The sequence below is a fragment of the Algoriphagus sp. TR-M9 genome (assembly GCF_027594545.1).
In the GTDB taxonomy this organism is placed as follows: domain Bacteria; phylum Bacteroidota; class Bacteroidia; order Cytophagales; family Cyclobacteriaceae; genus Algoriphagus; species Algoriphagus halophytocola.
Genome location: NZ_CP115160.1, coordinates 4,272,266 through 4,296,493 on the forward strand (window position 1 = coordinate 4,272,266; position 24,228 = coordinate 4,296,493).

17 protein-coding genes are annotated in these 24,228 nt (G+C 43.6%); 7 read left to right on the forward strand and 10 right to left on the reverse strand.

Going from position 1 to position 24,228, the window contains the following annotated elements; genetic code table 11:
• Window positions 1-34: 34 nt before the first annotated feature.
• Window positions 35-4,525, forward strand: a complete 4,491-nt coding sequence (gene gltB / locus PBT90_RS18210; RefSeq protein WP_264807923.1) for a glutamate synthase large subunit — start codon at window positions 35-37, stop codon at window positions 4,523-4,525.
• Between the two features lies 1 nt (window position 4,526).
• Complete coding sequence (locus PBT90_RS18215) at window positions 4,527-6,011, forward strand: glutamate synthase subunit beta (RefSeq protein ID WP_264807924.1); 1,485 nt, start codon at window positions 4,527-4,529, stop codon at window positions 6,009-6,011.
• 78 nt (window positions 6,012-6,089) lie between these two features.
• Here the strand turns inward: PBT90_RS18215 and PBT90_RS18220 are convergent, their stop codons facing one another.
• Both PBT90_RS18220 and PBT90_RS18225 read right to left on the reverse strand, forming a co-directional pair.
• Window positions 6,090-6,518 carry a DUF4890 domain-containing protein gene (locus PBT90_RS18220; protein WP_264807925.1) on the reverse strand — a complete coding sequence of 143 codons (429 nt, stop codon included), beginning with the start codon at window positions 6,516-6,518 and terminating at the stop codon, window positions 6,090-6,092.
• A gap of 92 nt (window positions 6,519-6,610) precedes the next feature.
• On the reverse strand, window positions 6,611-7,942 hold the full coding sequence (locus tag PBT90_RS18225; protein ID WP_264807926.1) for an NAD(P)/FAD-dependent oxidoreductase: 1,332 nt from the start codon (window positions 7,940-7,942) through the stop codon (window positions 6,611-6,613).
• Window positions 7,943-8,087: 145 nt separating this feature from the next.
• Here PBT90_RS18225 and PBT90_RS18230 point away from each other — a divergent pair, with 145 nt between their 5' ends.
• Together PBT90_RS18230 and yjjX are read left to right on the forward strand one after the other, a co-directional pair.
• Window positions 8,088-8,795, forward strand: coding sequence for a YebC/PmpR family DNA-binding transcriptional regulator (locus PBT90_RS18230; RefSeq protein WP_264807927.1), 708 nt, complete (start codon window positions 8,088-8,090; stop codon window positions 8,793-8,795).
• 21 nt (window positions 8,796-8,816) lie between these two features.
• Complete coding sequence (yjjX, locus tag PBT90_RS18235; protein ID WP_264807928.1) at window positions 8,817-9,383, forward strand: inosine/xanthosine triphosphatase; 567 nt, start codon at window positions 8,817-8,819, stop codon at window positions 9,381-9,383.
• Between the two features lie 178 nt (window positions 9,384-9,561).
• Here the strand turns inward: yjjX and PBT90_RS18240 are convergent, their stop codons facing one another.
• Window positions 9,562-10,569 (reverse strand): NTPase, encoded by a 1,008-nt coding sequence (locus PBT90_RS18240; RefSeq protein WP_264807929.1) that lies wholly within the window; start codon window positions 10,567-10,569, stop codon window positions 9,562-9,564.
• Between the two features lie 69 nt (window positions 10,570-10,638).
• Between PBT90_RS18240 and PBT90_RS18245 the strand changes: the two genes are divergently transcribed.
• Window positions 10,639-11,568, forward strand: a complete 930-nt coding sequence (locus PBT90_RS18245) for a M28 family peptidase (RefSeq protein WP_270130525.1) — start codon at window positions 10,639-10,641, stop codon at window positions 11,566-11,568.
• A 119-nt stretch (window positions 11,569-11,687) separates the two neighbouring features.
• The gene (locus tag PBT90_RS18250) at window positions 11,688-13,415 is read left to right on the forward strand and encodes a chloride channel protein (RefSeq protein WP_264807931.1); all 1,728 of its coding nucleotides are present in this window, start codon (window positions 11,688-11,690) and stop codon (window positions 13,413-13,415) included.
• Between the two features lie 439 nt (window positions 13,416-13,854).
• On the opposite strand, the gene mtgA is transcribed toward PBT90_RS18250, so the two are convergent.
• The 3 genes from mtgA to PBT90_RS18265 form a co-directional block, all read right to left on the reverse strand.
• A complete protein-coding gene (gene mtgA, locus PBT90_RS18255; RefSeq protein WP_270130527.1) occupies window positions 13,855-14,550 on the reverse strand; it encodes a monofunctional biosynthetic peptidoglycan transglycosylase in 696 nt (231 codons plus the stop codon).
• A gap of 125 nt (window positions 14,551-14,675) precedes the next feature.
• Window positions 14,676-16,616: a DUF3857 domain-containing protein gene (locus PBT90_RS18260; protein ID WP_270130529.1), complete on the reverse strand. Its 1,941-nt coding sequence runs from the start codon at window positions 16,614-16,616 to the stop codon at window positions 14,676-14,678.
• Window positions 16,609-18,492 carry a transglutaminase-like domain-containing protein gene (locus tag PBT90_RS18265; protein ID WP_270130531.1) on the reverse strand — a complete coding sequence of 628 codons (1,884 nt, stop codon included), beginning with the start codon at window positions 18,490-18,492 and terminating at the stop codon, window positions 16,609-16,611. Before PBT90_RS18265 ends, PBT90_RS18260 begins: the two co-directional genes overlap by 8 nt.
• Before the next feature lie 167 nt (window positions 18,493-18,659).
• Here PBT90_RS18265 and PBT90_RS18270 point away from each other — a divergent pair, with 167 nt between their 5' ends.
• Entirely contained in the window at window positions 18,660-19,130 is a 471-nt protein-coding gene (locus PBT90_RS18270) for a MaoC family dehydratase (RefSeq protein ID WP_264807935.1), read from the forward strand.
• Window positions 19,131-19,178: 48 nt separating this feature from the next.
• Here PBT90_RS18270 and PBT90_RS18275 read toward each other — a convergent pair whose 3' ends face one another.
• The 4 genes from PBT90_RS18275 to PBT90_RS18290 all read right to left on the reverse strand — a co-directional run bounded on the left by PBT90_RS18275 (window position 19,179) and on the right by PBT90_RS18290 (window position 24,118).
• Window positions 19,179-21,608, reverse strand: coding sequence for an outer membrane beta-barrel family protein (locus PBT90_RS18275; RefSeq protein WP_270130534.1), 2,430 nt, complete (start codon window positions 21,606-21,608; stop codon window positions 19,179-19,181).
• Window positions 21,609-21,814: 206 nt separating this feature from the next.
• Entirely contained in the window at window positions 21,815-22,426 is a 612-nt protein-coding gene (locus PBT90_RS18280) for a superoxide dismutase (RefSeq protein WP_270130536.1), read from the reverse strand.
• A gap of 106 nt (window positions 22,427-22,532) precedes the next feature.
• Entirely contained in the window at window positions 22,533-22,976 is a 444-nt protein-coding gene (locus PBT90_RS18285) for a nucleoside deaminase (RefSeq protein WP_264807938.1), read from the reverse strand.
• Between the two features lie 11 nt (window positions 22,977-22,987).
• On the reverse strand, window positions 22,988-24,118 hold the full coding sequence (locus PBT90_RS18290; RefSeq protein ID WP_264807939.1) for a hypothetical protein: 1,131 nt from the start codon (window positions 24,116-24,118) through the stop codon (window positions 22,988-22,990).
• Window positions 24,119-24,228: the final 110 nt, after the last annotated feature.

The following is a 24,228-nucleotide window of genomic DNA, read 5'->3' on the forward strand; positions in this document are numbered from 1 at the left end:
TTTGGAAATTTTGAACCTAATAAATCCTAGAAAAATGCAAGAAGGTTTGTATCGATCGGAGTTTGAGCATGACTCCTGCGGTATAGGTGCGGTTGTCGATTTGAGTGGAACCCCTACACACGAAACAATCAGCGATGCCTTATATATGCTGAGCAATATGGAGCACCGTGGCGGTCGGGGAGCAGATCCCAAGACTGGCGACGGAGCCGGCGTATTAATACAAGTACCTCACGAGTTCCTAAAGGATGTCACGGCGAGGGCTGAGATCACTCTGCCCGAATCCGGATCCTATGGAGTGGGTATGACTTTTTTCCCAAAGAATAAGCAGCTATTCCTTAAGTCCAAGGAACTGCTGAATAAAATAGTGGAAGAGCTAGACTTTGAAGTCATCGGCTACAGATCTGTACCTGTAGATGAGACAGTGCCCGGGTCTGGAGCCCTGGAGGTAATGCCTAATATTGAACAGCTATTTGTCAAGCATAAAAAAGCATTGACCGGAATAGAGCTGGAGAGAAAGCTATATGTCCTGAGAAACTACGCCACATCGGAGATCAACTCTAAGATACCGGGTGTAAATAACTCATTCTACTTTGCCAGCTTCAGTAGCCGTACACTTATATATAAAGGACAGTTAAGAACTGATCAGGTTTTGCCATTCTATAAGGATCTGCAAAACTCAAGAATAGAATCCGCATTTGCGATTGTACACTCCCGGTTTTCTACCAACACCTTCCCTAACTGGAGGCTGGCGCAGCCATTCCGATTCCTATCCCATAATGGGGAAATCAACACCATCCGAGGCAATCTGAACAAGATGAAGTCCAAGGAAAACCTGATGAAATCAAAGTATTTCTCAGATGAGGAGCTGTCAAGATTGATGCCTATCACTGATAAGCAAAAGTCTGATTCCGCCAACTTGGATGCTATGGTCGAGCTACTCACGCTGAGTGGCAGATCCCTTCCGCATGCTATGATGATGCTGGTACCAGAAGCTTGGCAAGACAATGAGGTGATGGACCGAGACCGAAAATCCTTCTACAAATTCCACGCTTCCTTAGTAGAGCCTTGGGATGGACCGGCAGCCTTGCTATTTACAGATGGCAAATCTGTAGGTGCCACCCTGGACAGGAATGGACTTCGCCCACTGCGTTACTTCGTGACTAAGGATGATCGATTGATTCTTTCTTCTGAGGCAGGAGCTCTCCCTATCCGGGAAGCAACTATAGTGGACAAAGGAAGGATCAGTCCTGGCCGAATGATCTGGGCAGATCTGGAGAAAAAAAGAGTCCTTTTTGATGAAGAGGTGAAAGGTGAAATCTGCAAGTCTCAGCCTTACGAAAAGTGGGTTGCTGATCAGCGCATCAAACTCCGACTAGAGGACGACCCTAAAACACTGACACATCCTTATTCCACCGAAGAGATCAAAAAACGCCAAACCATTTTTGGCTATACTTCTGAGGAACTGAAAGTAGTACTCAGTCCTATGGGAAATACTGCCTATGAAGCCATTGGCTCCATGGGTGCAGACACCCCACTAGCTGTACTCTCTAAGGAAAGTCAGCATATTTCCAATTACTTCAAGCAGCTATTTGCACAGGTAAGTAATCCACCGATCGACCCGATCCGAGAGCGATTGGTTATGTCCCTATTTACCCGATTAGGGGTAGGGCAAAATATCCTAGAAGAAAGCCCAAGACACACGCGGCAAATTCACATTTCTCAGCCGGTACTTCTCAATGAAGACTTAGAAAAAGTCAAAAACATGGAAGGCTTTGGCTATAGATGTGCCACCTTGAGTAGTTTGTTTGTGGCAGACCATAAGCCCGGAAGACTCCTGGAGGCACTGGATAAAATCTGTGAGGATGCAGAAAAGGCCATTTCTGAAGGGAAAAATATCATCATCATTTCTGATAGAAATAGCACCATAGAATATGCCCCAATTCCTTCATTACTGGCAATAGGCGCTGTTCACCATCATTTGGTCAAAAAGAAAATCCGTACCAGTGCAGGCTTGGTTTTGGAATCCGGAGACATCCGGGAGACCCACCATTTTGCTACAGCCATAGGTTATGGAGCTTCTGCTATCAACCCATATTTGGCACTGGAATCTCTCAAAGAGATGTACGAAAAAGGCGAACTGCCTAATGCGAAAAGCCAAAAACAGGTGTTTTCAAACTACCAAGCGGCAATTGGCAAGGGACTGCTCAAAGTACTCTCCAAAATGGGAATCAGTACCTTGCAGTCTTACCAAAGCGCGCAGATCTTCGAGGCTATTGGCCTAGGCCCAGAGGTAATAGACCGATGCTTCAAAGGAACCATCTCTAGAATCAGCGGGATCTCCTTCAATGAACTGGCCGAAGAAGTATTGATCAGGCACACTGCGGCGTTTACCACTGATTCTCCAGTCCTTCAGCAGGGCGGGGTCTATCAATGGAAGCGTAGAGGTGAAAAACACCTATTCAATCCAGAGTCGATTCACTTGCTACAGAAGTCTACCCGTCTTAATGACTTTGGACTTTATAAAAAATTCGCAAATAAAATCAACGAGCAATCCAAAGATGCGCTCACTTTAAGGGGCCTGTTCGAATTCAAAAAGCGAATTTCAGTCCCAATAGATGAGGTAGAACCTGCTAGCTCCATCATGCGAAGATTTGCCACCGGAGCAATGTCCTTTGGGTCGATTTCCCATGAAGCGCATTCTACCTTGGCCATCGCAATGAATAGAATCGGCGCCAAAAGTAACTCCGGAGAAGGAGGAGAGGATGAGGTACGTTTTCAGAAGAAAGAAAATGGAGATTGGGAGCGTTCCGCTATCAAGCAGGTAGCATCCGGTAGATTTGGTGTCACCAGCAACTACCTCAGCAATGCTGCCGAAATCCAGATTAAAATGGCTCAGGGCGCTAAACCCGGAGAAGGTGGACAGCTTCCGGGACATAAGGTAGATGAATGGATAGGAAGAGTGAGACATTCCACTCCTGGAGTAGGACTTATCTCACCTCCACCGCATCACGATATTTACTCCATAGAAGATCTAGCTCAGCTTATCTATGACCTGAAAAATGCCAATAGAGAAGCCCGTATCAACGTAAAACTGGTTTCCCAAGCCGGTGTAGGTACCGTGGCAGCAGGTGTAGCCAAAGCCATGGCAGATGTGATCCTAATCTCTGGAGCTGACGGCGGTACAGGCGCATCACCACTTAGCTCAATAAGACATGCTGGGCTGCCATGGGAGCTTGGTCTTTCTGAAGCGCATCAGACTTTGGTGAAAAACAACCTGAGAAGCAGGGTAGTCCTACAGACAGATGGACAGCTGAGAACAGGCCGCGACCTGGCTATTGCTACCTTGCTGGGAGCCGAAGAGTGGGGCATATCCACTGCGGCTCTGGTAGTAGAGGGCTGTATCATGATGAGAAAATGTCATTTGAACACCTGCCCAGTAGGTATCGCAACGCAGAACCCTGAGCTTCGTAAGCTATTTACAGGTGATCCTGACCACGTAGTCAATTATTTCCAATTCCTCGTACAGGATCTTCGTGAAATTATGGCATCTCTAGGTTTCCGCACTGTAGATGAAATGGTAGGACAAAGTCACGTTCTTCAGTCTACCGGCCATTTAAATCACTGGAAATGGGATAAAGTAGACCTGAGCCCGATTTTCCACAAAGTGGAAGTGCCTGATCATGTAGGTATCCATAAGCAAATAGACCAAGACTTCGAACTTGAGCATGTTTTGGATCGCAAACTGATCAAAGCAGCACATGCTTCCCTAGAGCAAGCGATGCCTTCCTCGGCAAAATTCGAGATAAAAAATACGGACAGATCGGTAGGCGCTATGCTTTCCAATGAAATCTCGAAGATATTTGGAAGCCCGGGACTACCCGAGGATACGATTAACTTTAAGTTCCACGGATCTGCAGGACAGACCTTCGGGGGATTCCTGACCAAAGGAATCAATTTCGAACTGGAAGGCGAAGCTAATGATTACTTTGGCAAAGGGCTATCCGGTGGCAAGCTGATCATTTACCCAAGCCGTAATGCACGATTTGCACCAGAAGAGAACATCATCATCGGAAATGTCGCCTTCTATGGAGCTACCTCTGGTGAAGCTTACATTAACGGTAAAGGCGGCGAGCGATTCTGCGTGAGAAACTCAGGTGTACACACTGTAATCGAAGGCATAGGAGATCACGGATGTGAATATATGACAGGTGGGTTAATGATCAACTTAGGTGAGGTAGGAAGAAATTTTGCAGCAGGTATGAGTGGAGGAACAGCCTACATCTTGAATGATTATGTATCCGAAGTCAACCCTGAGCTGGTAGACATTGATCCAATGGAAGAGGAAGACTTCTCTACTATCAAGACTTACCTGAAAAGGCATGTAAAACTGACCAAATCCAGATTAGGAGCACAGTTCCTGGAGGATTGGGACAATTCAAAACAAAAATTTATCAAAGTAATGCCGAGAGATTACAAGGCGGTATTGCAGAAAAGAGCATTAGAACAATCAAAATCATTGGTGTAAAATGGGAGCAAAAGAAGGTTTTTTACAATTCAAAAGAGAAACTCCGGTTACCCGTGATCCAAAATCAAGAGTAGGTGACTACAAGGAGATATATGAGCCATTTCCTGCCGAAAAGTTAAATCAACAGTCGGCCAGGTGTATGGACTGTGGCATACCCTTTTGTCATAGTGGATGTCCGTTAGGAAATATCATTCCTGATTTCAACGACGCTGTGTATAATGAAGAGTGGGAAGAAGCCATTAAAATTCTGAGAAGTACCAATAACTTCCCGGAATTCACTGGTAGAATCTGCCCGGCTCCTTGTGAAGCCAGCTGCGTGTTAGGTATCAATAAAGATCCGGTGGCAATAGAATTGATCGAGAAGAACATTGCAGAAAAAGCATATGAACTAGGCTTGATCGAAGCTAAACCTCCAAAAACCAGAACCGGTAAGCAAGTCGCTGTGATCGGATCTGGACCTGCAGGACTTGCTGCAGCGGACCAATTGAACCAAGCAGGTCATGAGGTTACCTTGTTTGAAAAAGACACTAAACCCGGAGGTCTTCTCCGATTTGGTATTCCAGATTTCAAATTAGAAAAATGGGTGATCGACAGAAGAATAGAATTCATGAAGAAGGAGGGAGTAATATTCTCCTGTGACACTGAGGTAGGAATCAATATCAAAGCCGAAAACATCCTGAAAAACTTTGACGCCGTGGTATTATCCACAGGCGCAGGACAGCCACGTGCCTTGAACATCAAAGGTAGCAATGCCAAAGGCGTTCACTTTGCGATGGAATTTCTGGGACAACAAAACAAGGTGGTATCTGGAGAAATCGAAGAAAACCCGATCTCCGCTAAAGGAAAACATGTAGTAGTAATCGGTGGAGGAGATACTGGAAGTGACTGTATAGGCACATCCAATCGTCACGGAGCCGCATCTATTACCCAGCTGGAGTTACTGCCAAAGCCTCCTCAGCAAAGGAATACACTAAACCCTTGGCCCGAATGGCCAATGACGCTACGTACGTCCTCCAGCCATGAAGAAGGAGCTGATCGGGTATTTTCTATTCTTACCAAGGAATTTACAGTAGATGAGCAAGGACAAGTCACTGGCTTGAAACTAGTAGACCTGGAGTGGACGCATAAGGACGGGCGCATGGTATTCGAAGAAATAGAAGGAACAGAGCGTACTATTCCTTGTGACCTAGCCTTCTTGGCAATTGGATATACTGGCCCTGCTCAAAATGGCCTCTTGGATGCTTTCGGCGTACAAACCATGGAAAACACCCTTCCAAAATCCAAAAATTACCAAAGCACAAATGCTAAGGTCTTCTTGGCCGGGGATATGAGAAGAGGTCAATCCCTGGTGGTATGGGCGATTTCTGAAGGTAGAGAAGCTGCTGTAAAAGTAGATGAGTTCCTAATGGGAAGCTCTGCATTGCCTCAAAAAGACGAATCTTACTTCCAAGTAGAAGAGCAACTGGCAACTTCCAAAATAAGTTAAGCCGACCGCCGCTACTGCTATTAAAAAGCCACTCAGGGACCTGGTTCTTGAGTGGCTTTTACTTTCAGCAAGCTGGTTTTAGTTATTTCCTCCGCCTCGCCTGCGCGGATTATCTTCAATCTGGGCATTAGGCCTGCCCCTTCTTCTTTCACTTCTCAGCTCCTCCTTTAGAGCTATCCATTGGGCTCTCTGCTCCTCGGTCAAGACCAACTGAATCTCCTCATCCTGAGCTTTCATTTCCGCACGCATGGCCTGCATCTGAGCTCTTCGCTCCTCAGCTTCAGCTTTGCGCTCCGCCATTTCTGCTTCTCTCTTTTTCGCATATTCAAGATTGATTTCCAAAATCTGCTTTTGCTGTTCCTCAGACAATTGCAGCTGCTCTGCCATTTTCTCAGTGCTCATCTTCGCTCTTTGCTCAGGGCTAGGTCTATCCCCACCTCTTTTTTGCGCCATTGTGCCCAGGCTGATCATGACCATCATGCCTGTAGCTAAAATCCATTTGTTCATCTGTTTTATAGTTAGTTACATGGATTAGACAGAGCACAGCTCCTTCGGTTTAATCTATGCATACTCAAAACATGTTAACAAATCTAAATCACCTATTGCTCCTCCATAAGCTCCTGTGGATCCTTCCCTTTAGCAATCTTTGGTTTGATCAAAAGCCGAAGACTAGGATCAAAACTGAGGTAGTTCCAAGACCAATCCAGGAAAATAAAAAGTTTGTTTTTGACACCTAGTATGGCCATCAAATGCACAAAAAGCCATGTGAGCCAGGCCATAACTCCCTGAAATTTAATAAATGGAAGATCCACTACGGCCAGTTTTCTCCCTACCGTGGCCATGGATCCCAAATCTTTATAGGCAAAGGGTTTTGTACCTTTGCCTTTTTGCTTTTGGATCAAATTGAAGCCTAGATTTTTCGCCTGTTGCAGCGCTACCTGTGCTACCTGTGGATGGCCATTAGGATAGTCTTCAGTTTTCATCAGACTCACATCTCCAAGGGCGTATACTTCAGGACAATCTACTATTTCGGACTGCTCATTGACCAGAATCCTTCCATTCGGAGCAAAATGCTGATCTTTCAACCCTCCAATTTGAACTGGCTTGATACCAGCTGCCCAAAGCAAGGTGTGCGTCTCTATGGGGGCTTTTCCTTCCAGCGTCACCTCCTTGCCATCGTAATTCTTCACCATGGTATCTAGCATCACCTCCACCCCCAACTTTAGGAGGTATTTCAAAGCGCTGTCCTTTGCTTCTTTGGACATAGGTGCCAGCAAGGTAGGACCTGCTTCTATCAGCACGATTTTCATATTGTGAAAATTCAGCTCTGGGTAATCTTTAGGAAGCACATTATTCCGCAGGTCTGCCATTGCTCCGGCGAGCTCCACTCCGGTGGGACCTCCACCTACTATCACCACATTCATCAGCGCCTTGCGGTCTTCAGCTTTCTCTATATTAATCGCCCGCTCATAATTTGAAATGATTTTATTCCGAATGAATAAGGCTTCCGACACGGATTTCATGGGTGATGCGGCTGCTTCTATGGATTTAGATCCAAAATAGTTCGTATCAGCGCCCATGGCCAATACCAGATGGTCGTAATCTAGATAGCCTACATTGGTGTAAACACGCTTGATCTTTTGGTCAAAATAATCCACCTCAGCCATCCTGAAGATCACATTGGTAGATTTATGAAAAACTTTGCGAAGCGGAAATGAAATGGCGCTAGGCTCCAACCCGGCTGTAGCCACCTGGTAAAACAAGGGCTGAAACTGATGGTAGTTGTTCTTATCCAGAAGAATCACCTGAAAGGGCTTGTTCATTAAGTCCCGCGCCAGCTTGAGGCCTGCAAATCCGGCTCCTATGATGACTACTTTGGGATAATTTGACTTGGGGATATTTGGAAGGACTGTAGAGGAATGGTCCGTCATAGTACGAGCAATTTAAAAGCTTAAAATTAATTGATTAGATAGGGCTCATTTGACTGTTCAATTAACAAATTCTCTGCTTAGAATCGTTCATATTTCTACCTAAACGAAAAGAATTACTATTTTTACCACCCAAATAACGAGAACTATGGGAAGAGCATTTGAATTCCGAAAAGAGAGAAAATTCAAGCGTTGGGACAAGATGTCCAAGGTATTTACGCGGCTAGGGAAAGAAATCGTAATGGCGGTGAAATCCGGCGGACCTGACCCAGCCTCCAACCCCAAACTGCGGACCATCATCCAAAACGCCAAAGGCGCCCAAATGCCTAAGGACAGAATCGAAGCTGCGATCAAACGTGCTTCCAACAAAGACGAAAAAGATTACGAAGAAGTAGTATATGAGGGCTATGGGCCATTTGGTATAGCTGTAGTAGTCGAGGCCTCCACAGACAATATCAACAGAACAGTGGCTAATGTAAGAAGTTACTTTTCGAAGGCTGGAGGATCTTTGGGAACCTCCGGTTCGGTGGTGTTTATGTTTGACAGAAGAGCTGTGTTCCGCTTTGCGAAGGATGCACTTGACCTGGAAGAAATGGAGCTGGAGCTAATCGATTTTGGATTAGTAGATATTGACGAAAATGAAGGAGAGATTTTCGTTTACACTGAATTCGAGGATTTTGGTGTGATGCAAAAAGCTTTAGAAGAAAAAGGAATAGAAGTCATCAGTGCGGATTTCCAGCGCTTCCCTACCACTCTCACCGAACTAACGGAAGAGCAGGAAGAAATCATCAACAAGATGATTGATAAAATGGAAGAAGACGATGATGTGAACCAAATATTCACCAATATGGCCTAGGCTTTTGCCGGGCCTTTTTTTATGAATTTCCCCAAAAGAGAAAATTTCCGACCCACAGAAAAACCCCTGATCATCGTGGGTAGTAAAAACCCCGTCAAAATAGCCTGCACGGAAATTGCATTTGCTGAAACATTCAACAGAAACTATCTGGTCAATGGCATCAGTGCAGCATCTCAGGTACCTGATCAGCCCCATGGTGACAAAGAAACTTACCTAGGAGCCAAAAACAGGGTCATGAATGCCAAAAGGACTTTTCCAGAAGCCGATTATTGGGTGGGGATAGAAGGGGGAGTGGCCGACGATGACAATGGAATGTATGCTTTTGCCTGGATATACATTGAAGACAAGGCGGGCAAGCACGGCAAGGCCAAAACCGGGACATTTTATCTCCCACAAGCTGTGGCAGACCTGGTCCATGCCGGTTTGGAGCTAGGTAAAGCGGATGACCAATTCTTTTCCCAGCATAATTCCAAACAGCAGGGAGGATCAGTAGGCATACTCACCAAAGGCGTATTAACTAGGCAATCCTATTATAGTCAGGCAATTATATTAGCACTGATCCCATTCATCAATAAAGAAATATATTGAAATGGATTCTTTTTGAAAATTTTTTCAAGAAGTTTTAACAAATGGAAAATATTTTACCTATTATTGGATAATTGAAATTTAATCCTTTGATTTATCCAATACACACGAATTATTCCAATTCGTGATGGATGAGCTAGAAAAGTAGAAGTTGCTTTAATCACCCCTAAAATTAAGTAGCTTATGGCCTCTCCTCGGAGAGGCCTACTTTTTTCAGGTTTTTCAGAAAGTTTTCTAAAGCCACTCGCCAGTCCGGGTCTGCATCCCATTCTGGACCTATGTAGAGCTCATCCCTCACGATGAGTTTGATGTAGTATTTGACTACAATTTGCTGAGACGGCTCAGCTCCTGCTGATTCCACCCCCATACTTTTCATCAGATCTGCCTCCCGGCCTTCTACTTTGACCAGTAAAAATTGTATTCTATCCTGAATGAGTTCCTGATTTGATCTGGCTTCTGTCAGCCATTCTACATCATATGGATATTCCCGGTCAAGTATACTTTTGATCCCGGCTTTTTGGGCATCCTGCTCCGCCAGTATGGCCTCGGGAGACTTGCCGTACATATCATACCTGAAGTAGCTCAAGAGGCCGGTTTCCGCAGATGAACCAGCTATGGGGATTCCCAATTTGAATACATCCAGGTTCAAGGGATTTCTCGCCAAAAACTTTTGCTGCGAAGAGATCTGCTCTTGATTGATCGTCAGGAATTCAGGCACATCGATAACCAACAAATTCCTAGTTTCTCTCGCCTCTCCAATGCCTGCAAACTGACTCAACGTTTCCTCTAAACCCTGAGCCTGAATTCCATATAGCGAGGTAGAAGGGATCATTTTGGCATCCCCGGTAAATGGGCCTACATGGATACTGGACTGGTTTTTCTGGCGTGTCACCAATACGATGTTTTTAATCAGCCTAGTTCCAAAATACTGCGCATAATCAGCTTGTACTGCTTCTGAAAGAGCTACTTTTTCCAATTCAAAATAAGCGACAGGATCACCTCCTGCAGCTGTTAGGGCTTGATGAACACTATCAGCCACTTCCATCCAGGTCATAATCGGTCTGGCAGAAGGATCTGCAGAGATAAAAACAATGGATTTCCCATCAAAAAAAGACTCGGGCAGAGTCCCCTGGGCACGCAGCACCGCTGAAGAAATAAAAAGTATAAGTACTATGAAGAGATATTTCATGAATTCAGACCAGCGATTCACTTAGCTTATTAATTTTACCAATATACATAACGCAAAATACTATCCCAGATGCAAGTTGCAATCAAATACTGTCTAAGTTGTCTGTTAATTTTTTCAATTCACCTGGCCAAAGCCCAGTCTATTGACAAAACAAAGCTGATCGAACATATCGCATACCTATCCTCTGATGAGCTGGAAGGGAGAAAAACCCAAAGCCAAGGAAATCTCGCAGCTAGAGAATATATCTTGAACGAGTTCAAAAGTCTAGATCTGGCGACACAATATCCCGATTATATCCAGAAATTTTCCTTTGAAGGCAGGAGAGACAATAAAGTTTACGATCAGGCAGCCAATATCATAGCTTACATTCCCGGAAGCAGTTCGAAAAAACTAATCGTCATCACTGCACATTATGACCATGTGGGAATAGGTCGGGCGGACTCAGCAGGAGACTCCATTTACAACGGCGCAGATGACAATGCCTCTGGAACAGCCGCACTTTTGGAGTTGGCCAGGTATTTCAAGGCACATCGTCCCGCGCATGGAATTATGTTTGCGGCACTCGATGGCGAGGAAATGGGACTACAAGGGGCAAAAGCATTGGTGAAGGACTTCCCGTATGCGCTGGATCAGATTGTGTTGAACATCAATATGGATATGATCTCCAGAAATGAAAATGGGGAGCTATATGCCTCTGGCACTTATTATTACCCTACTTTCAAAACGATTTTAGAAGAGGCGGCTTCGGGAAATAAACCAATCTTAAAATTTGGACACGATGAACCCAATACGGGGAGGGACAACTGGACAAACTCCTCTGATCACGGGGCATTTTTCAAAGAAAATGTGCCTCATATCTATTTCGGGGTAGAAGATCATAAAGATTACCATAAGCCAAGCGACTCATTTGAAAATATAGATCAGGAGTTTTTTGTCAATGCTACAAATCTTATTTTAAAGTGCACGATAGCGCTAGATCAGGAATTGCTCAAAGAATAATTCAATTACTTTTCATTAGACCCCAACTTCCTTAATTTACATTTTAAAGCAGGCTGCAAACTAATATTTTGGCTAAAACAGATTTTATCACTCGTCTTTTGATCTGGCGGCTCAGACACATGAGCAACCAAACCTTTATTCTGATTCTCAGTGGGATCATCGGAATATTGTCTGGTTTGGCAGCGGTAATCCTGAAGCAAGGCGTTCACGCCATCCAAAAGTTTCTGACCGAAGACTTTTACACGGAGTATGCCAACTTCATGTATATCATCTATCCGCTGATAGGGATCTCCGCGGCCTACCTTGTGGGTAAGTATATTTTCAAAGATTATGGAGGACATGGCATTCCGGATATTCTTTTTACCATTTCTAAAAAACAAAGCATCATCGCCCGGGTCAAAACCTACAGCCGCGTATTTACCTCTTCACTTACGGTGGGATTTGGTGGGTCTGTAGGATTGGAAGCTCCTATGCTGGTCACGGGCTCTGCCATAGGGTCAAACGTAGGGAGCCTGGTCCACCTGAATGCTAAGAAAAGAACTTTGCTGATTGGATGTGGAGCGGCGGCGGCCATCTCATCGATTTTCGGAGCTCCTATTGGAGGGGTGATTTTTGCGATAGAAGTAATCTTGATGGAAATCAGTACCGCCAGTTTCATTCCACTACTCATCGCCACAGTCACCGGCTCCCTTACCTCCATGGTCCTTATAGGAAAGGATTCGGTTTTTAATTTTAAGCTGACGGAATCTTTCCAAGCATCTCACATGCCATACTACTTATTGCTGGGTATTGTCTGCGGGTTGGTGTCGGTTTATTTCAGTGTAGCTGTGAAGCGGACAGAAGACCTCATGGATGGCCTGGAAAGTCAGATCCTGAGGATCCTCTACGGTGGTGCCATACTGGGGATCATCGTGTTCTTTTTTCCGCCGATCTACGGAGAAGGATACGATACCCTGAATATGCTTATAGATGGAAACTCTAACCAAATTTTAGAACGAAGTCCATTCTTTTCTGTCTTGGAATCGCCCTATCTGATTATAATTTTTCTAACCCTGATCATTCTAGTCAAACCCATAGCTTCAGCTTTGACGCTGAGTGCGGGGGGAAGCGGAGGGATCTTTGCCCCGTCTCTATACGCAGGGGGCTTGGTGGGCTTTGTCTTTGCTTATTCCAACAATCAATTAGGGCTGCACCTTCCTTTGCCTCTGGCACACTTCACTTTGGTAGCCATGTGCGGAGTGATGGCAGGCGTACAGCACTCACCCCTGTCAGCGATATTCTTGATTGCCGAAATCACCGGAGGCTATGAACTCTTCGTCCCGCTGATGTTTGTCTCTGCCATCTCGTACATTACCAAAACATCCTACCAAAAAGATAGCTTATACATGACGCAGCTGAAGGAAAAAGGTCGGCAACTCCCAGAATCACAAGATCAGGAACTACTGGACCTCATCAGTATCAGCCATGTAATTGAAAAAGACCTACTACCCATCCATCCAGATTCTAAATTGAAGGATTTGATCGGACTGGTGAAAATATCGAAACGAAATATATTCCCTGTGGTGGATGATCAGAAATCCCTGAGAGGCATCATCACATTGGATGACATCCGTGACATCATGTTTGATCGGGAAAAGCAGGACACCGTGCTGGTGAGACAGCTGATGCATAGCCCCCCAGAAATCCTATTGGCTACTGAAAATATGCAAAAAGCCATGGAGAAATTTGAACAATCCGGTGCTTGGAATTTACCAGTGATTGAGGATGGTAAGTATTTTGGCTTTGTTTCGAAGTCTAGAATCTTCAATGCTTACCGTAAAAAACTCATCAAACAAAAGGAAGGATAATCCAAAAAAAGAATAATATTTGGAACTCAAATTTATCCACCTTTTTTGAAGAGGTTTTTGCACTTTTTTTCAAGTTAGCGCTCTTTATCCACAAAATCTCCTTTAAAAACTATAGCCTAATCTATTGATTTTTAATTAGTTGAAACTACCGTGTGGACAAGTGTGGATAAATTAACGAAAATGTGGATAAAAAATCCTTGCATTTTTTAATGTACAAATAGCGTGATCCAAGGCATATTTTTGTTACTCAAGACTTACTCTTCCACCGAATCACAAGAGAAAAAATATGCTGACAAAACTTTTAGGTTTAATAGAAAATTTTGTCAGACATAGAATGGGCATTTTTCCATTGCCAACTCAAATTTACGACACTTTAAGTAACAGCTAGTCAAAAATTACATCCTCGTTTAATCCAATTTTAACCCTTAGATTTCAACACTTAATTGCCCATTTCCAAAGGAGCCAGATTATTCATCTGTGTCAAAATCCAAGCCTTTCTCCCCACTATGTACGGCGTAGGTTTAGCAGGTGACCAGCGTCTGGGGTTGGGAAGCACTGCTGCTATCAGCGCCGCCTGCCCACGGGACAGTTTGGAAGCCGGCACGTTAAAATAGCTTTGCGAAGCTGCTTCTATCCCATAGATTCCATCCCCCATTTCAATGACATTCAAGTACACCTCCATGATCCGCTCCTTGGGCCAGATCAACTCCACCAATACGGTAAAATATGCCTCCATTCCCTTCCTCAAATAACTTCTGGAAGGCCATAAAAAGACATTTTTGACTGTCTGCTGAGTGATGGTACTTGCCCCTTTGATCCGCTTGCCTTTTTTGTTGTTTTCCCAAGCCTTCTTCATGGCTTCAATATCAAAACCATGGTGGGTCAAAAATTTTTGATCCTCAGCAGCATAGACCGCCTGGGGAGCATTTTTGGAAATTTCATCCAGTGAAACCCAATCTTTGGTCAGCTTCATATTCTGATCCGGATCCAATCCCTGCTCCACCAGCCTAATAACCATCAATGGGGTGATAGGCACAGGAACAAATCGATAGACTAAGGTCAACCCTACAGAAATAATCAAAAACCACAGGGTGATTTTCCAAACAATCCTCCAAAGCCAACGAAAGAGTTTCATGCTATTTAAGTTTGATATTTGGTACTTCAACCACCCGCCTGAGCATTAGCTGGAATTTTGAAATCTAACGAAGCATCTGTCTAAAGTAAGCAATCCGGAGCCGAATGCAGCAAAAAGCCCCCCTTCTAAATAGAAGGAATAGGATCTGATTTCTTTTTCAAGACCACGGGTTCAGCCAGCTTTGAAGCGACACTTTCCATGAAATATTTCAGATTCGGATATTCACTGGCCGGAATCAGTGGATTATTCACCACCAATCTACCCGAGATATTGAGATTGTTACCGAGTAGCTTTGAAGAATAAATAAACTGTACATATCCACCCGGAATGGCAATACTTTCTTCCAGTGGATAATCATCGACCTCATAGCCCTCAGGAACACTGATCATGGTATTGTAGGTTTCTGAAAAAGCATATCCAAAATCTACCGGAAAAATCCTGTACTCCTGCGTAAATGGATTTTCGGAGAAATTTGAAAATTTTATAGGGTTAAATAAAAGCATGTCCTTATTATGGGATTCAGGGTATTTCATCTGAAATGACAGCGTAAGGTGATCCTTCTCCTGAAGTTCGTTTTCCACTTTGAAATCTTCATAAACCACCGCAGCATTTTTCTTGAAAAGCGTTTCCAAAGACTCTTGGTTCTTTTGAATGGATTCGATTCGGTGGGATAGATTTAATCCCCGGTACATGTAATTTCTGTGTGAGCTTTTCATCACCAGCTCACCCTCCTCATTGATGGCCACTTGGCTGTAATATACCGTATTGGAATTATGCTGAATTTCTATAGGAATCAGTTTGCTTTCCTTTTCCGCCAGGTATAGACCACCTTTCACATGCTTGTCTAAGTCCACATACCCAAATGGTGCATCCGAAAGTGAGAGATCAATAAACTGTGGTTTTCCGTCCAAAACAGCCAAAAGTAACACCTCATCAAATTGATTCAGGAAAGGGAAAGGGACCAAATTACTCCTTCCATAGCCCTTACTGCCAATCAAAACCGGCTCGCAGGCTATTCCTACAGACTTAAGTACGCCCATCAAAGTAAGCATGACCTCCAATGGACTACCAACTTTTGATTTCAACAGTTGATTTAAGTTTTGCTCGGGATAGATCCAGTCTTCACCTACAATTTTGAAATTGTCTCTCACATAATAATAGGCCTTTTCTGCAGTCTCAGCCTCTGTGGCACCAGACAAATCCACGTCCAAAAACTCCTTCTCAATGGGATTGCTTCTATAATATCCATTTTGGGAATAAATCGAAATCACCTCATCTCCCAGTACTTCCCAGGTGTTCAGCACGTCCTCCCATCCAATGCCGGATGTAGTGGAGTTAGTCTTATATCGCGCAAGTTGAAATTCTATACGATCCACATAATCTCGGTAGTTTTTCATATAGGGCTCTTCTTTGACAGAGCGCAGGTCTCTCAAAATCCAGCCATAATTGCCATATTCATCGGTTTTCTCTACGTTAGTCGAAAAGTTCTCTCCTTGCCCTATAGATCTATAATCCAGGGATTCCGGAATATTGATTTCGTATTTGCTGTAGAGGGTAGGTATCTCATTTTGAAAAGTCCAGCCGTCTATAAATGTGAGGTTCTTATCAAATTTACTGTACTGATACTCTATAATAGAACCTACCTGCACATTGGGAAAGGTGATCCGCATTTCCTTATATCCATCTGCCAGATCAACGGTAAAAATCCCATCTCCTGAGACCTTGGTGACTTCCTCTTTGCCATCTACAAAGTTTGTGGTCTGGGCTTTTACTCGATTGATGCTTTCGGTATTGCTATCCCCTGAATAGTAGCGAACCCGTACATCAGCGTATTCTTTTCCAGCCTCAGCCAGTATCTTTATTCTTACAAAATTGCTGGTTTCCAGTAAGCCGGATCCAAACTTTGAACTGCCCTGGGTGGCCAAAATCACTGCAGGAGCATCTGGTTCGAAGGGAACCTCGGAAAGAGAGAGCTCACTTTCTTCAAATTTGCCAAATTTTAAAGTCTGGGAAAAAGATGCCAATGATAGAAAAGTCAGTGCAAAAGTCAGTACTGTTTTATTCATGTGTTAAAGCTGATGTGTTTTTTATAAAATAGAAATTGGTAGAACCTAGGGCATTTATTTTTCGGATGAGTTCCTCCTTATCCTCCTCCGAAAAATCATCGGATAAGGACAGTTTTATTTCACGGTTTACACTGAGATTTTTACCTTCTAAAGAGCTGCTCAGGGTTACATGCACTCCTTCCTCGTCCAGTACTAATAGCTCGGCGAGATTTTCTGCCTCCATGACTTCCGGAAGTTCAATTTGATATTCATCGACCTGCATTAGAGAATTATTCACCAGCATGTCTTCGGTGAGTTTACCGAGGAAAGGCTTCAAAATCATCCTTTTGGCGGTATTCTGAACAAAGCGCTGAATGAACCCATCGTAGCTCAATCCCGCAATAAGCAGAGAGTCCTTACGCTCAAGCTCCAACTGATATTCATTGATCACCAAACCGGACACAGGCGAGTTTCTATGGAGGTAATCCTTCTGCTCCCTACTGTCCAAGTATCGCTGTACACCCAGCAAATCTTCTGCGAAATTCCCGTCAATTTTCATTTGGGTAGCAATGGTGGCATTTCCAGACCCATCGATCTTGACCTCATTTTGGCTATGAATCGCATTCCAATCAAAGGAGTTGTAAGAAGGAGTCTTGGTCAAATATCCCCCGTCTTCTGTAATGACGAGGACATGCCTGTTTTTAGTAAAACTGCCCAGGAATCCAGCCGGGAGGGAATTGGAAGTGCATTCCAGCCATACGGGGTCCTTTCCTTCCTGAAGAGGAACCTGTAAAATCACATGGTTGAATTGATTGGAAGGTAGGTCTGTTTCTATGTCATCGGCATTTTCACCGGCATAAACCAAGGTGTAATTAGAAGGAATATTTACCGCTTTTAGCATGGCTTGCATCAGATTGGTCAAGCCCTTACAATCCCCGTATGCATAACTCACTACATCCGAAGCCGACATAGTTTGCCATCCTCCTATGCCCAATTGGATGCTGACATAGCGATAATTCTTTTGCAGGTAATCGTACAGGATCTGCACTTTTTCAAAGTCAGATTCAACTCCGGCCACCATTTCATGAAGCTTCTCCTCAAAATCCTCAGAAAGTGACCTTCTCCCTTCATTTAATTTGTACTGCCAAGCTGCCAAACCTGCCCAATCCTCCATGGTGCCCACGTAATCTCCCAAAGCAAAACTCAGCGGTGCCAAAAGTAACTTATGGTCATCCTCCTTCTTCAAATCCGGCAATTGTACCGGAAGGTCGGTTTCCACCCAGGTCATTTCTATCTGATTGCCATTCTTCTTTTCAGTGTGCTCTCCGAGCAAATTCAGGGCTTTATAGCGCAAGCCGATCTGCTCCGGATATACCACCGTCAAAGTAGATTTCGTAACCTTCTGATTGTAATAATGAACAGGCACCCACTCATCAAGTTGAAAATTGCTGGAAGCCTTAGTTTCAATTTCCACATGAACCTCCACGGGAAACTGATGGCTCTTTACTTCATAATACTTATGCCGGTTATCATCGAAAATGCTGCTTCTGGAATAAATAGCAGCATCTACCATATCCTTTGTTTTTGCTTTGCTTAGCGTTTTTCCACTTGCCGGATCTATTACCTGCAATTGGAAATTCTCGATAGAGTTCAGCTTATCGTAAAAAATAGAGGTGAATGCATGGCGCAATCCTTCATGGGATAAAATGGTGTGCTTTTGCTCTATTTTATGGATTACCTCAAAGTTATCTAAGATTTCAATCCGCTGATTCTCTTCTAATAAAGAATAAATAAGAGGATCTTCATTACTTTTAATAGCCTCATTTTGATCGATAACTTCACCAAATGAAGCAAGAGCAAACAGAATGTTAACTAAAGAAAGGGGTGATAAAAACATGCACCAAAGTAGAAGTTTTTTTTAGTAAAACTAAAAAGTGGAATGATAATATTTGGTTAATTTTCTTAATCCATTTGGCCAATGATACGATGGCCTATCCCATTAAATAACTTGTATATCCCGCCAAAACTTCTCTAATTTGGCGCTTTACCAAATAAAATAGAGACATGTCTGCATTGATCATCGGAAGTTTTGAGGATTTTGAAAAACATAATGGCCAGCCGCTAGGCACTTCAGAATACTTCCAAATCACTCAGGATCAGATCAATCTTTTCGCAGATGCTACCCATGATCATCAGTGGATTCATACGGATCCGGAAAAAGCGAAATCCCAAGGGGCTTTTGGAAATACCATCGCTCATGGTTACCTCACGCTAAGTATAGTCCCGCACCTTTGGTCACAAATCGTGGATGTGCGAAATCTCAAAATGATGATCAACTATGGGATAGAGTCTTTAAGGTTTGCTACTCCGGTAGTAGTGGGCAGTGAAGTCCGCCTGGTAGCCAAACTGAAAAATGTAGCCAATCTCCGTGGCACGGTAAAAGCTGAGGTAGAAGTGAAGTTGGAAATCAAAGACCAGAAAAAACCGGCGTTTACCGGCGTTTTAGTTTTCCTTTATCATTTTAATTCTTTGTAAATAAAACTAGAAAGCCAGCTTTTGCAAGCCGGCCCCCAGAGTCACTTATTAATCCAATCTATTTCGCTCTTCAGTACTTCCAGTGCTGCTTTTCACCCGGAAGCTTTCGCCTTTGGCAAATTGATATCGAAGCGTAAACCTGATGCCCTGGTTACTTTGATATTGCCTAAAGTTCGTATCTATGGCCGCAAAGTCTATATCTGCTTTGATCACTCTAGTTCTGAATAGGTCTGTGCCGTTTACAGATATCGTTAATTTATCCTTCATGATGGATTTGGTCACGCCGGCATCTACCCATCCGAAGCCGGAGATTTCTCCTTGTCCCCAGATCTGAGGGCCGATATATATCCCCATCACTTCTACTTTGAACCCAAGGGGTAAGGTCAGGTTATGCTGGGACCGAACCATAAAAGAGGTGTTGGAATTGTCCAGATAATCCTCTCCGATCTGAGTTTTATTTCTGTTGTAGCTCACCTGTAGCATATTGGAAGTAGCCCACCACTGTCGGATATCTACCGGTACTATTGCTTGGAAATTGGCATTTCGGGTCTTATCAAAATTGTCTGTATAAGTAGTCGTAGTTCTACTCTCCTCATCCTGCACAAATACCTGCATAAAAGCATCCTCTGTCTCACTATAGCCCAGGGTGAATTGATAGGCACCTTTGATCACATGATTCATCTCAAAATTATTGGAATATTGAGGCTTCAAGTTAGGGTTACCTGTTTCAGTAGTCAGCGGATCGATGTAGTAGACAAATGGATTTAGGAGACGGTAGTTTGGCCGAGTGATCCTACGGTTTACATTGTAGATGATCTGATAGTTATCACTTACTTTTTGCTGAAGGAACGCACTCGGGAATAGGTTGAAATACTTTTGGTTATTCACTTCCCCTAGTGTCACAGAATTACCGGTAATATCGGAGTGCTCCCCTCTCAATCCTGCCTGAAAGGATAGTTTGTCAGAGAATTTGCCCTTATAGGAAACATATGCTGCCAAGACATTCTCATTGTAGATGAAACTGTTACTGTTTGGGTCTGGCACGTAAGGACCTTCCTCCTCAGATCTGCTCAGGTAGAGATTGTTGTCAGATTTCACCCAGCTTCCCTTTACCCCGGTTTCTATGGTTCCTTTACCCACCGGTTTCACAAAGTCCGTTTTGGCGGTGAAAATATTGTAGTACATATCGTTCAGGGTGAGAATATTATAGTCAAAAGTATTGGACAGGTCATCACCAGACCACTGCATATTGGTCAGCAGGGATTCACTATCGGAATTCATGCGCGTGAAATCCACATCAGCACTCAGTTTGGTTCCGAGCGTATCAAACTTGGCGTCGTAATGTAGATTGGCAAAAATCCTGTTTCCATTTCCATCAGAATCATTTTTAGAATCCAAAAAGCTTGTGTCATCCACCCCGGGAGTGATGATGGTAGTCAGGGATTTACTATTGTCCGTATCATTGGAATTGGACGCCTGCACATTGATCGCAAAATTTTGATTTTCATTGATTTCATAATTTGCCGAACCGTTAAAAAAGAGGTTTTTATTTCTAGAGGTAATTCTGGAATCCTGGAAGAAATTCGAAACACCCTCCGGCAAGGTGAAATTTCTGTTGATTTCTAAATCATTGAACCTGCCGTAGTGATTATAATTCAAGTTTGCATTGGTGCTCCATTTTCCCTTCTTTACATTGAGTGCTACGCCGGTATTTGGCAGCCATTGTCCATTGTAAAGGGATCCCAGTTGCACATTGCCAAAAATCCCATCTACGGTGTTTTTTTTCAGTACTAAATTGATCACACCTGCAGACCCTTCTGCATCAAACCTAGAAGAAGGATTATTGATCACTTCTATACTTTTGATATTCTCCGCTGGCATGGCTCGCAGGAAGTTTGCCAATTCAGTAGCACTCATGTAGGTAAGTCGGTCATTGATCATCACCGTAGCGCCAGAGCGGCCATTGAGGTTAATGTTCCCATCCTGATCTACATAGATGCCTGGCGATCGGCCGATCACATCCAGCGCATTGGAACCCTCAGCCATTACAGTCCCTTCTACGTTCACCGTGGTTTTGTCCGGCTCAATGATAATTTCAGGTCTGCTGGACTTCACCGTCACCTCTTCCAGTCCGGTCATTTCATCTTGGATGCTCAGGCTCCCAAAGTCCTTCACCAAGCCTGACTTCAGCTCAAATGCTTCACTTTCGAAAGCGGTAAACCCAATAGAAGAGATGACTAACTTGACTTTACCGGTCTTGCCGGTTTCTATTAGGAATTTGCCTTCCTCATCAGAAACCGCCCCATCCACTAGACTGCCATCGTGGGTAGAGATTAAGGCCACATTGGCGTAAGGAACCGCCTGACCATTCTGGTCCTTGACTGTACCGGACACCTTGCTCAGGTCTTTTGCTGCCAGGTTACTAATTCCCAGCAGATAGATGAAAAGTGTATAAAAAAGCAAGTTGGTAGTTTTCATTTCAATATTCATTGTGTGTTATGTTGATACCCTACTTGAAAAAGAAATGCCAAGGTCAGAAATAGACCCAATTTAGCCGCCAAGCCCCTTTTTTCAGCTTAAGCCTATGCCCACTGTATCATTATCGTACACTTTTGTTTCGATTTTTGGACAAAAAAAAATCCCCGAACACACTGTCCGGGGAATTAGGTTTAGCTTGAAAGCTCTTATTTTTTCAAAGCTTCAGCATAATTGGCATTTGCCTGATCCCAATTGATCACATTCCAGAAAGCTGCAATGTAATCAGGTCTCTTGTTTTGATAATTCAAATAATAGGCATGCTCCCACACGTCCAGGCCGATGATCGGAGTACCTTTGATTTCGGCAATGTCCATGAGTGGATTGTCCTGGTTTGGAGTAGAAACTACCTCCAACACACCAGCTGTGGTCAAGATCAACCAAGCCCAGCCAGAACCGAATCTGGTAGCAGCAGCTTTATTGAAAGATTCTTTGAAAGATTCAAAGTTCCCGAATTTAGCATTGATTGCATTACCAAGATCACCGGTAGGTTCTCCGCCACCATTAGGTGACATCACTTTCCAGAATAGGCTGTGATTAAAGTGTCCTCCACCGTTATTTCTTACTGCAGGGTTTGATCCTGCTACCTGAAGCAGCTCCTCTAGAGACTTACCTTCAAGGTCAGTTCCGGCGATCGCATCGTTCAATTTGCTTACGTATCCGCCATGATGCTTTCCGTGGTGGATTTCCATGGTGGTTGCATCGATATGTGGTTCTAGGGCCGTGGTTGCATACGGCAAAGCTGGAAGTTCAAAAGCCATAGTTATTATTTTTTTAGGGTTAAAAGATAAGATTTAAAATTGTACAAATAATCTGCCTTAGCAACCAAGACAGGGTGAAAAAGGTTCTTAAGAATCCAAATTCCTGCTATTTTCTTAAGTTTTGGAAAAATTGCAATAAAAGTGCTTCAGATTCTGAGCCCATAGTACCAGAATACACTTTGGTCTTCGGGTGCAAAATACCCGTATTGCTCTGTAGATACCCACGCCTGGGATCAGAGGCTGCATAGTGCACTTCGCTGATCTGCGACCAATAGAGCGCTCCCCCGCACATCACGCAGGGTTCCAGCGTCACATAAAGCTTGCAGTCTACCAAATACTTTGCTCCCAGATAATTGGCAGCTGAGGTAATGGCCAGCATTTCAGCATGAGCCGTTACATCATTTAGTGTTTCGGTTTGATTGTAAGCTCGGGCAATAACTTTATTTCTACAGACTATTACCGCACCTACAGGTATTTCTCCATCTTCGAATGCAGCCTTGGCCTGCTTCAAGGCTTCATTCATAAAATATTCATGTGAGTAAAGCTCCACAGGCAGTAATGCTAGAAGAAGTCCAGGATTTCGTTTCTCACTCCATCATTGATGATAAAGGCGAGGATCAAAGAAACCACTAATCCTATAAATGCTTTGTAAACATCTTTTCTGGCCAATCTGAAAGCACGGAATAGCCAAGCATTTCTCTTTTCCGCTTTGGCATGCTTCCCAAGCGCGATAGCAAGTTCTCTACCTCCCAATAGTCCTATAAATACCCAAGTGGTACTCATAGGTACATTATTATAGAGTTTGAAGTAGAACAGGATAATTGCATACACAAAATCCACAATGGTAGCGGCTCTCACATCTGTGACACTGCTTTTTTCATTGACTATGCCCTGGATTCGGTCTCCCTTGAGGTAGAACAAAAAGCCCAAGCCTATAAATACAAAACCGGTGTAAACTGCAAATTCTACCGGAGACAGCTGTCGGGGAAGGAAAACAGCAATATTGGCGGCATCCTGCATGATCCAAACTGCCCAGAGTGTACCCGAAGTAATCCACTGTAGAAATATCCAATAGGGAGCCGGCTTTCCTTTAAGGTAATTTTTTACAAATCGCTCCAGCACAAACCATACTATGATGGCGATGACAAAGGCTAAGACGTACCCCGCAAAACTTTTGAACATGACACTGGCAATGGTGCCAGCCTTGTAAGTAAAGACATTGAGCAATAAAAATGTGGTGGAAACCGGCATCCTCATCCTAGTCATGATCAATAGGACTATTGGCGCAGCCAGCTGCAAAAAGACAAAGCTTTCCGGTGCCTTATCCAGCCCCTTTACGCTCAGCCTTTGATAACTCACATCTCCATTATAAGTAAACCAACTGTAAGTCACCGTCGCCACAAAGATCAGCCCCATAAATAGCCACAGCCAATACCACTTTTTATTGCTATTAGAGGCGATGAAAGTACCGATGGTCTGAATACTGTCATTGGCTATAGCAGAGTAGGCTGCCAAGCCAAATCCAAACCACATAGCCGCATAAGTGTAGGGAGTGAGTAATCCGGCAATAGAAATCAAAATACAGATCACTATCAGAAAGGACTTCTCTTTTTTGGTGAAATCGAATAAAGAATAAGCGGTTTTGGAAAGCTTATCCTGGTTGATGTTTTGGTCTATTTTTTTCTTGGCCATGATTTGGCTTTTGGTCTGTCGCGCAAAATTAAAGAAGTTATACTAGTCTCCATATTATCAAATTGTTAAGTAAACACTATTTCGTCTGTATTCTAGAGTTTTAGCTTGTA

What these genes read in the sequence shown, in the direction of transcription:
- gltB (WP_264807923.1), top strand. Translation starts at nt 35, where the DNA reads ATGCAAGAAGGTTTGTATCGATCGGAGTTTGAGCATGACTCCTGCGGT.
- PBT90_RS18215 (WP_264807924.1), top strand. Translation starts at nt 4,527, where the DNA reads ATGGGAGCAAAAGAAGGTTTTTTACAATTCAAAAGAGAAACTCCGGTT.
- PBT90_RS18220 (WP_264807925.1), bottom strand. Translation starts at nt 6,518, where the DNA reads ATGAACAAATGGATTTTAGCTACAGGCATGATGGTCATGATCAGCCTG.
- PBT90_RS18225 (WP_264807926.1), bottom strand. Translation starts at nt 7,942, where the DNA reads ATGACGGACCATTCCTCTACAGTCCTTCCAAATATCCCCAAGTCAAAT.
- PBT90_RS18230 (WP_264807927.1), top strand. Translation starts at nt 8,088, where the DNA reads ATGGGAAGAGCATTTGAATTCCGAAAAGAGAGAAAATTCAAGCGTTGG.
- yjjX (WP_264807928.1), top strand. Translation starts at nt 8,817, where the DNA reads ATGAATTTCCCCAAAAGAGAAAATTTCCGACCCACAGAAAAACCCCTG.
- PBT90_RS18240 (WP_264807929.1), bottom strand. Translation starts at nt 10,569, where the DNA reads ATGAAATATCTCTTCATAGTACTTATACTTTTTATTTCTTCAGCGGTG.
- PBT90_RS18245 (WP_270130525.1), top strand. Translation starts at nt 10,639, where the DNA reads ATGCAAGTTGCAATCAAATACTGTCTAAGTTGTCTGTTAATTTTTTCA.
- PBT90_RS18250 (WP_264807931.1), top strand. Translation starts at nt 11,688, where the DNA reads ATGAGCAACCAAACCTTTATTCTGATTCTCAGTGGGATCATCGGAATA.
- mtgA (WP_270130527.1), bottom strand. Translation starts at nt 14,550, where the DNA reads ATGAAACTCTTTCGTTGGCTTTGGAGGATTGTTTGGAAAATCACCCTG.
- PBT90_RS18260 (WP_270130529.1), bottom strand. Translation starts at nt 16,616, where the DNA reads ATGAATAAAACAGTACTGACTTTTGCACTGACTTTTCTATCATTGGCA.
- PBT90_RS18265 (WP_270130531.1), bottom strand. Translation starts at nt 18,492, where the DNA reads ATGTTTTTATCACCCCTTTCTTTAGTTAACATTCTGTTTGCTCTTGCT.
- PBT90_RS18270 (WP_264807935.1), top strand. Translation starts at nt 18,660, where the DNA reads ATGTCTGCATTGATCATCGGAAGTTTTGAGGATTTTGAAAAACATAAT.
- PBT90_RS18275 (WP_270130534.1), bottom strand. Translation starts at nt 21,608, where the DNA reads ATGAAAACTACCAACTTGCTTTTTTATACACTTTTCATCTATCTGCTG.
- PBT90_RS18280 (WP_270130536.1), bottom strand. Translation starts at nt 22,426, where the DNA reads ATGGCTTTTGAACTTCCAGCTTTGCCGTATGCAACCACGGCCCTAGAA.
- PBT90_RS18290 (WP_264807939.1), bottom strand. Translation starts at nt 24,118, where the DNA reads ATGGCCAAGAAAAAAATAGACCAAAACATCAACCAGGATAAGCTTTCC.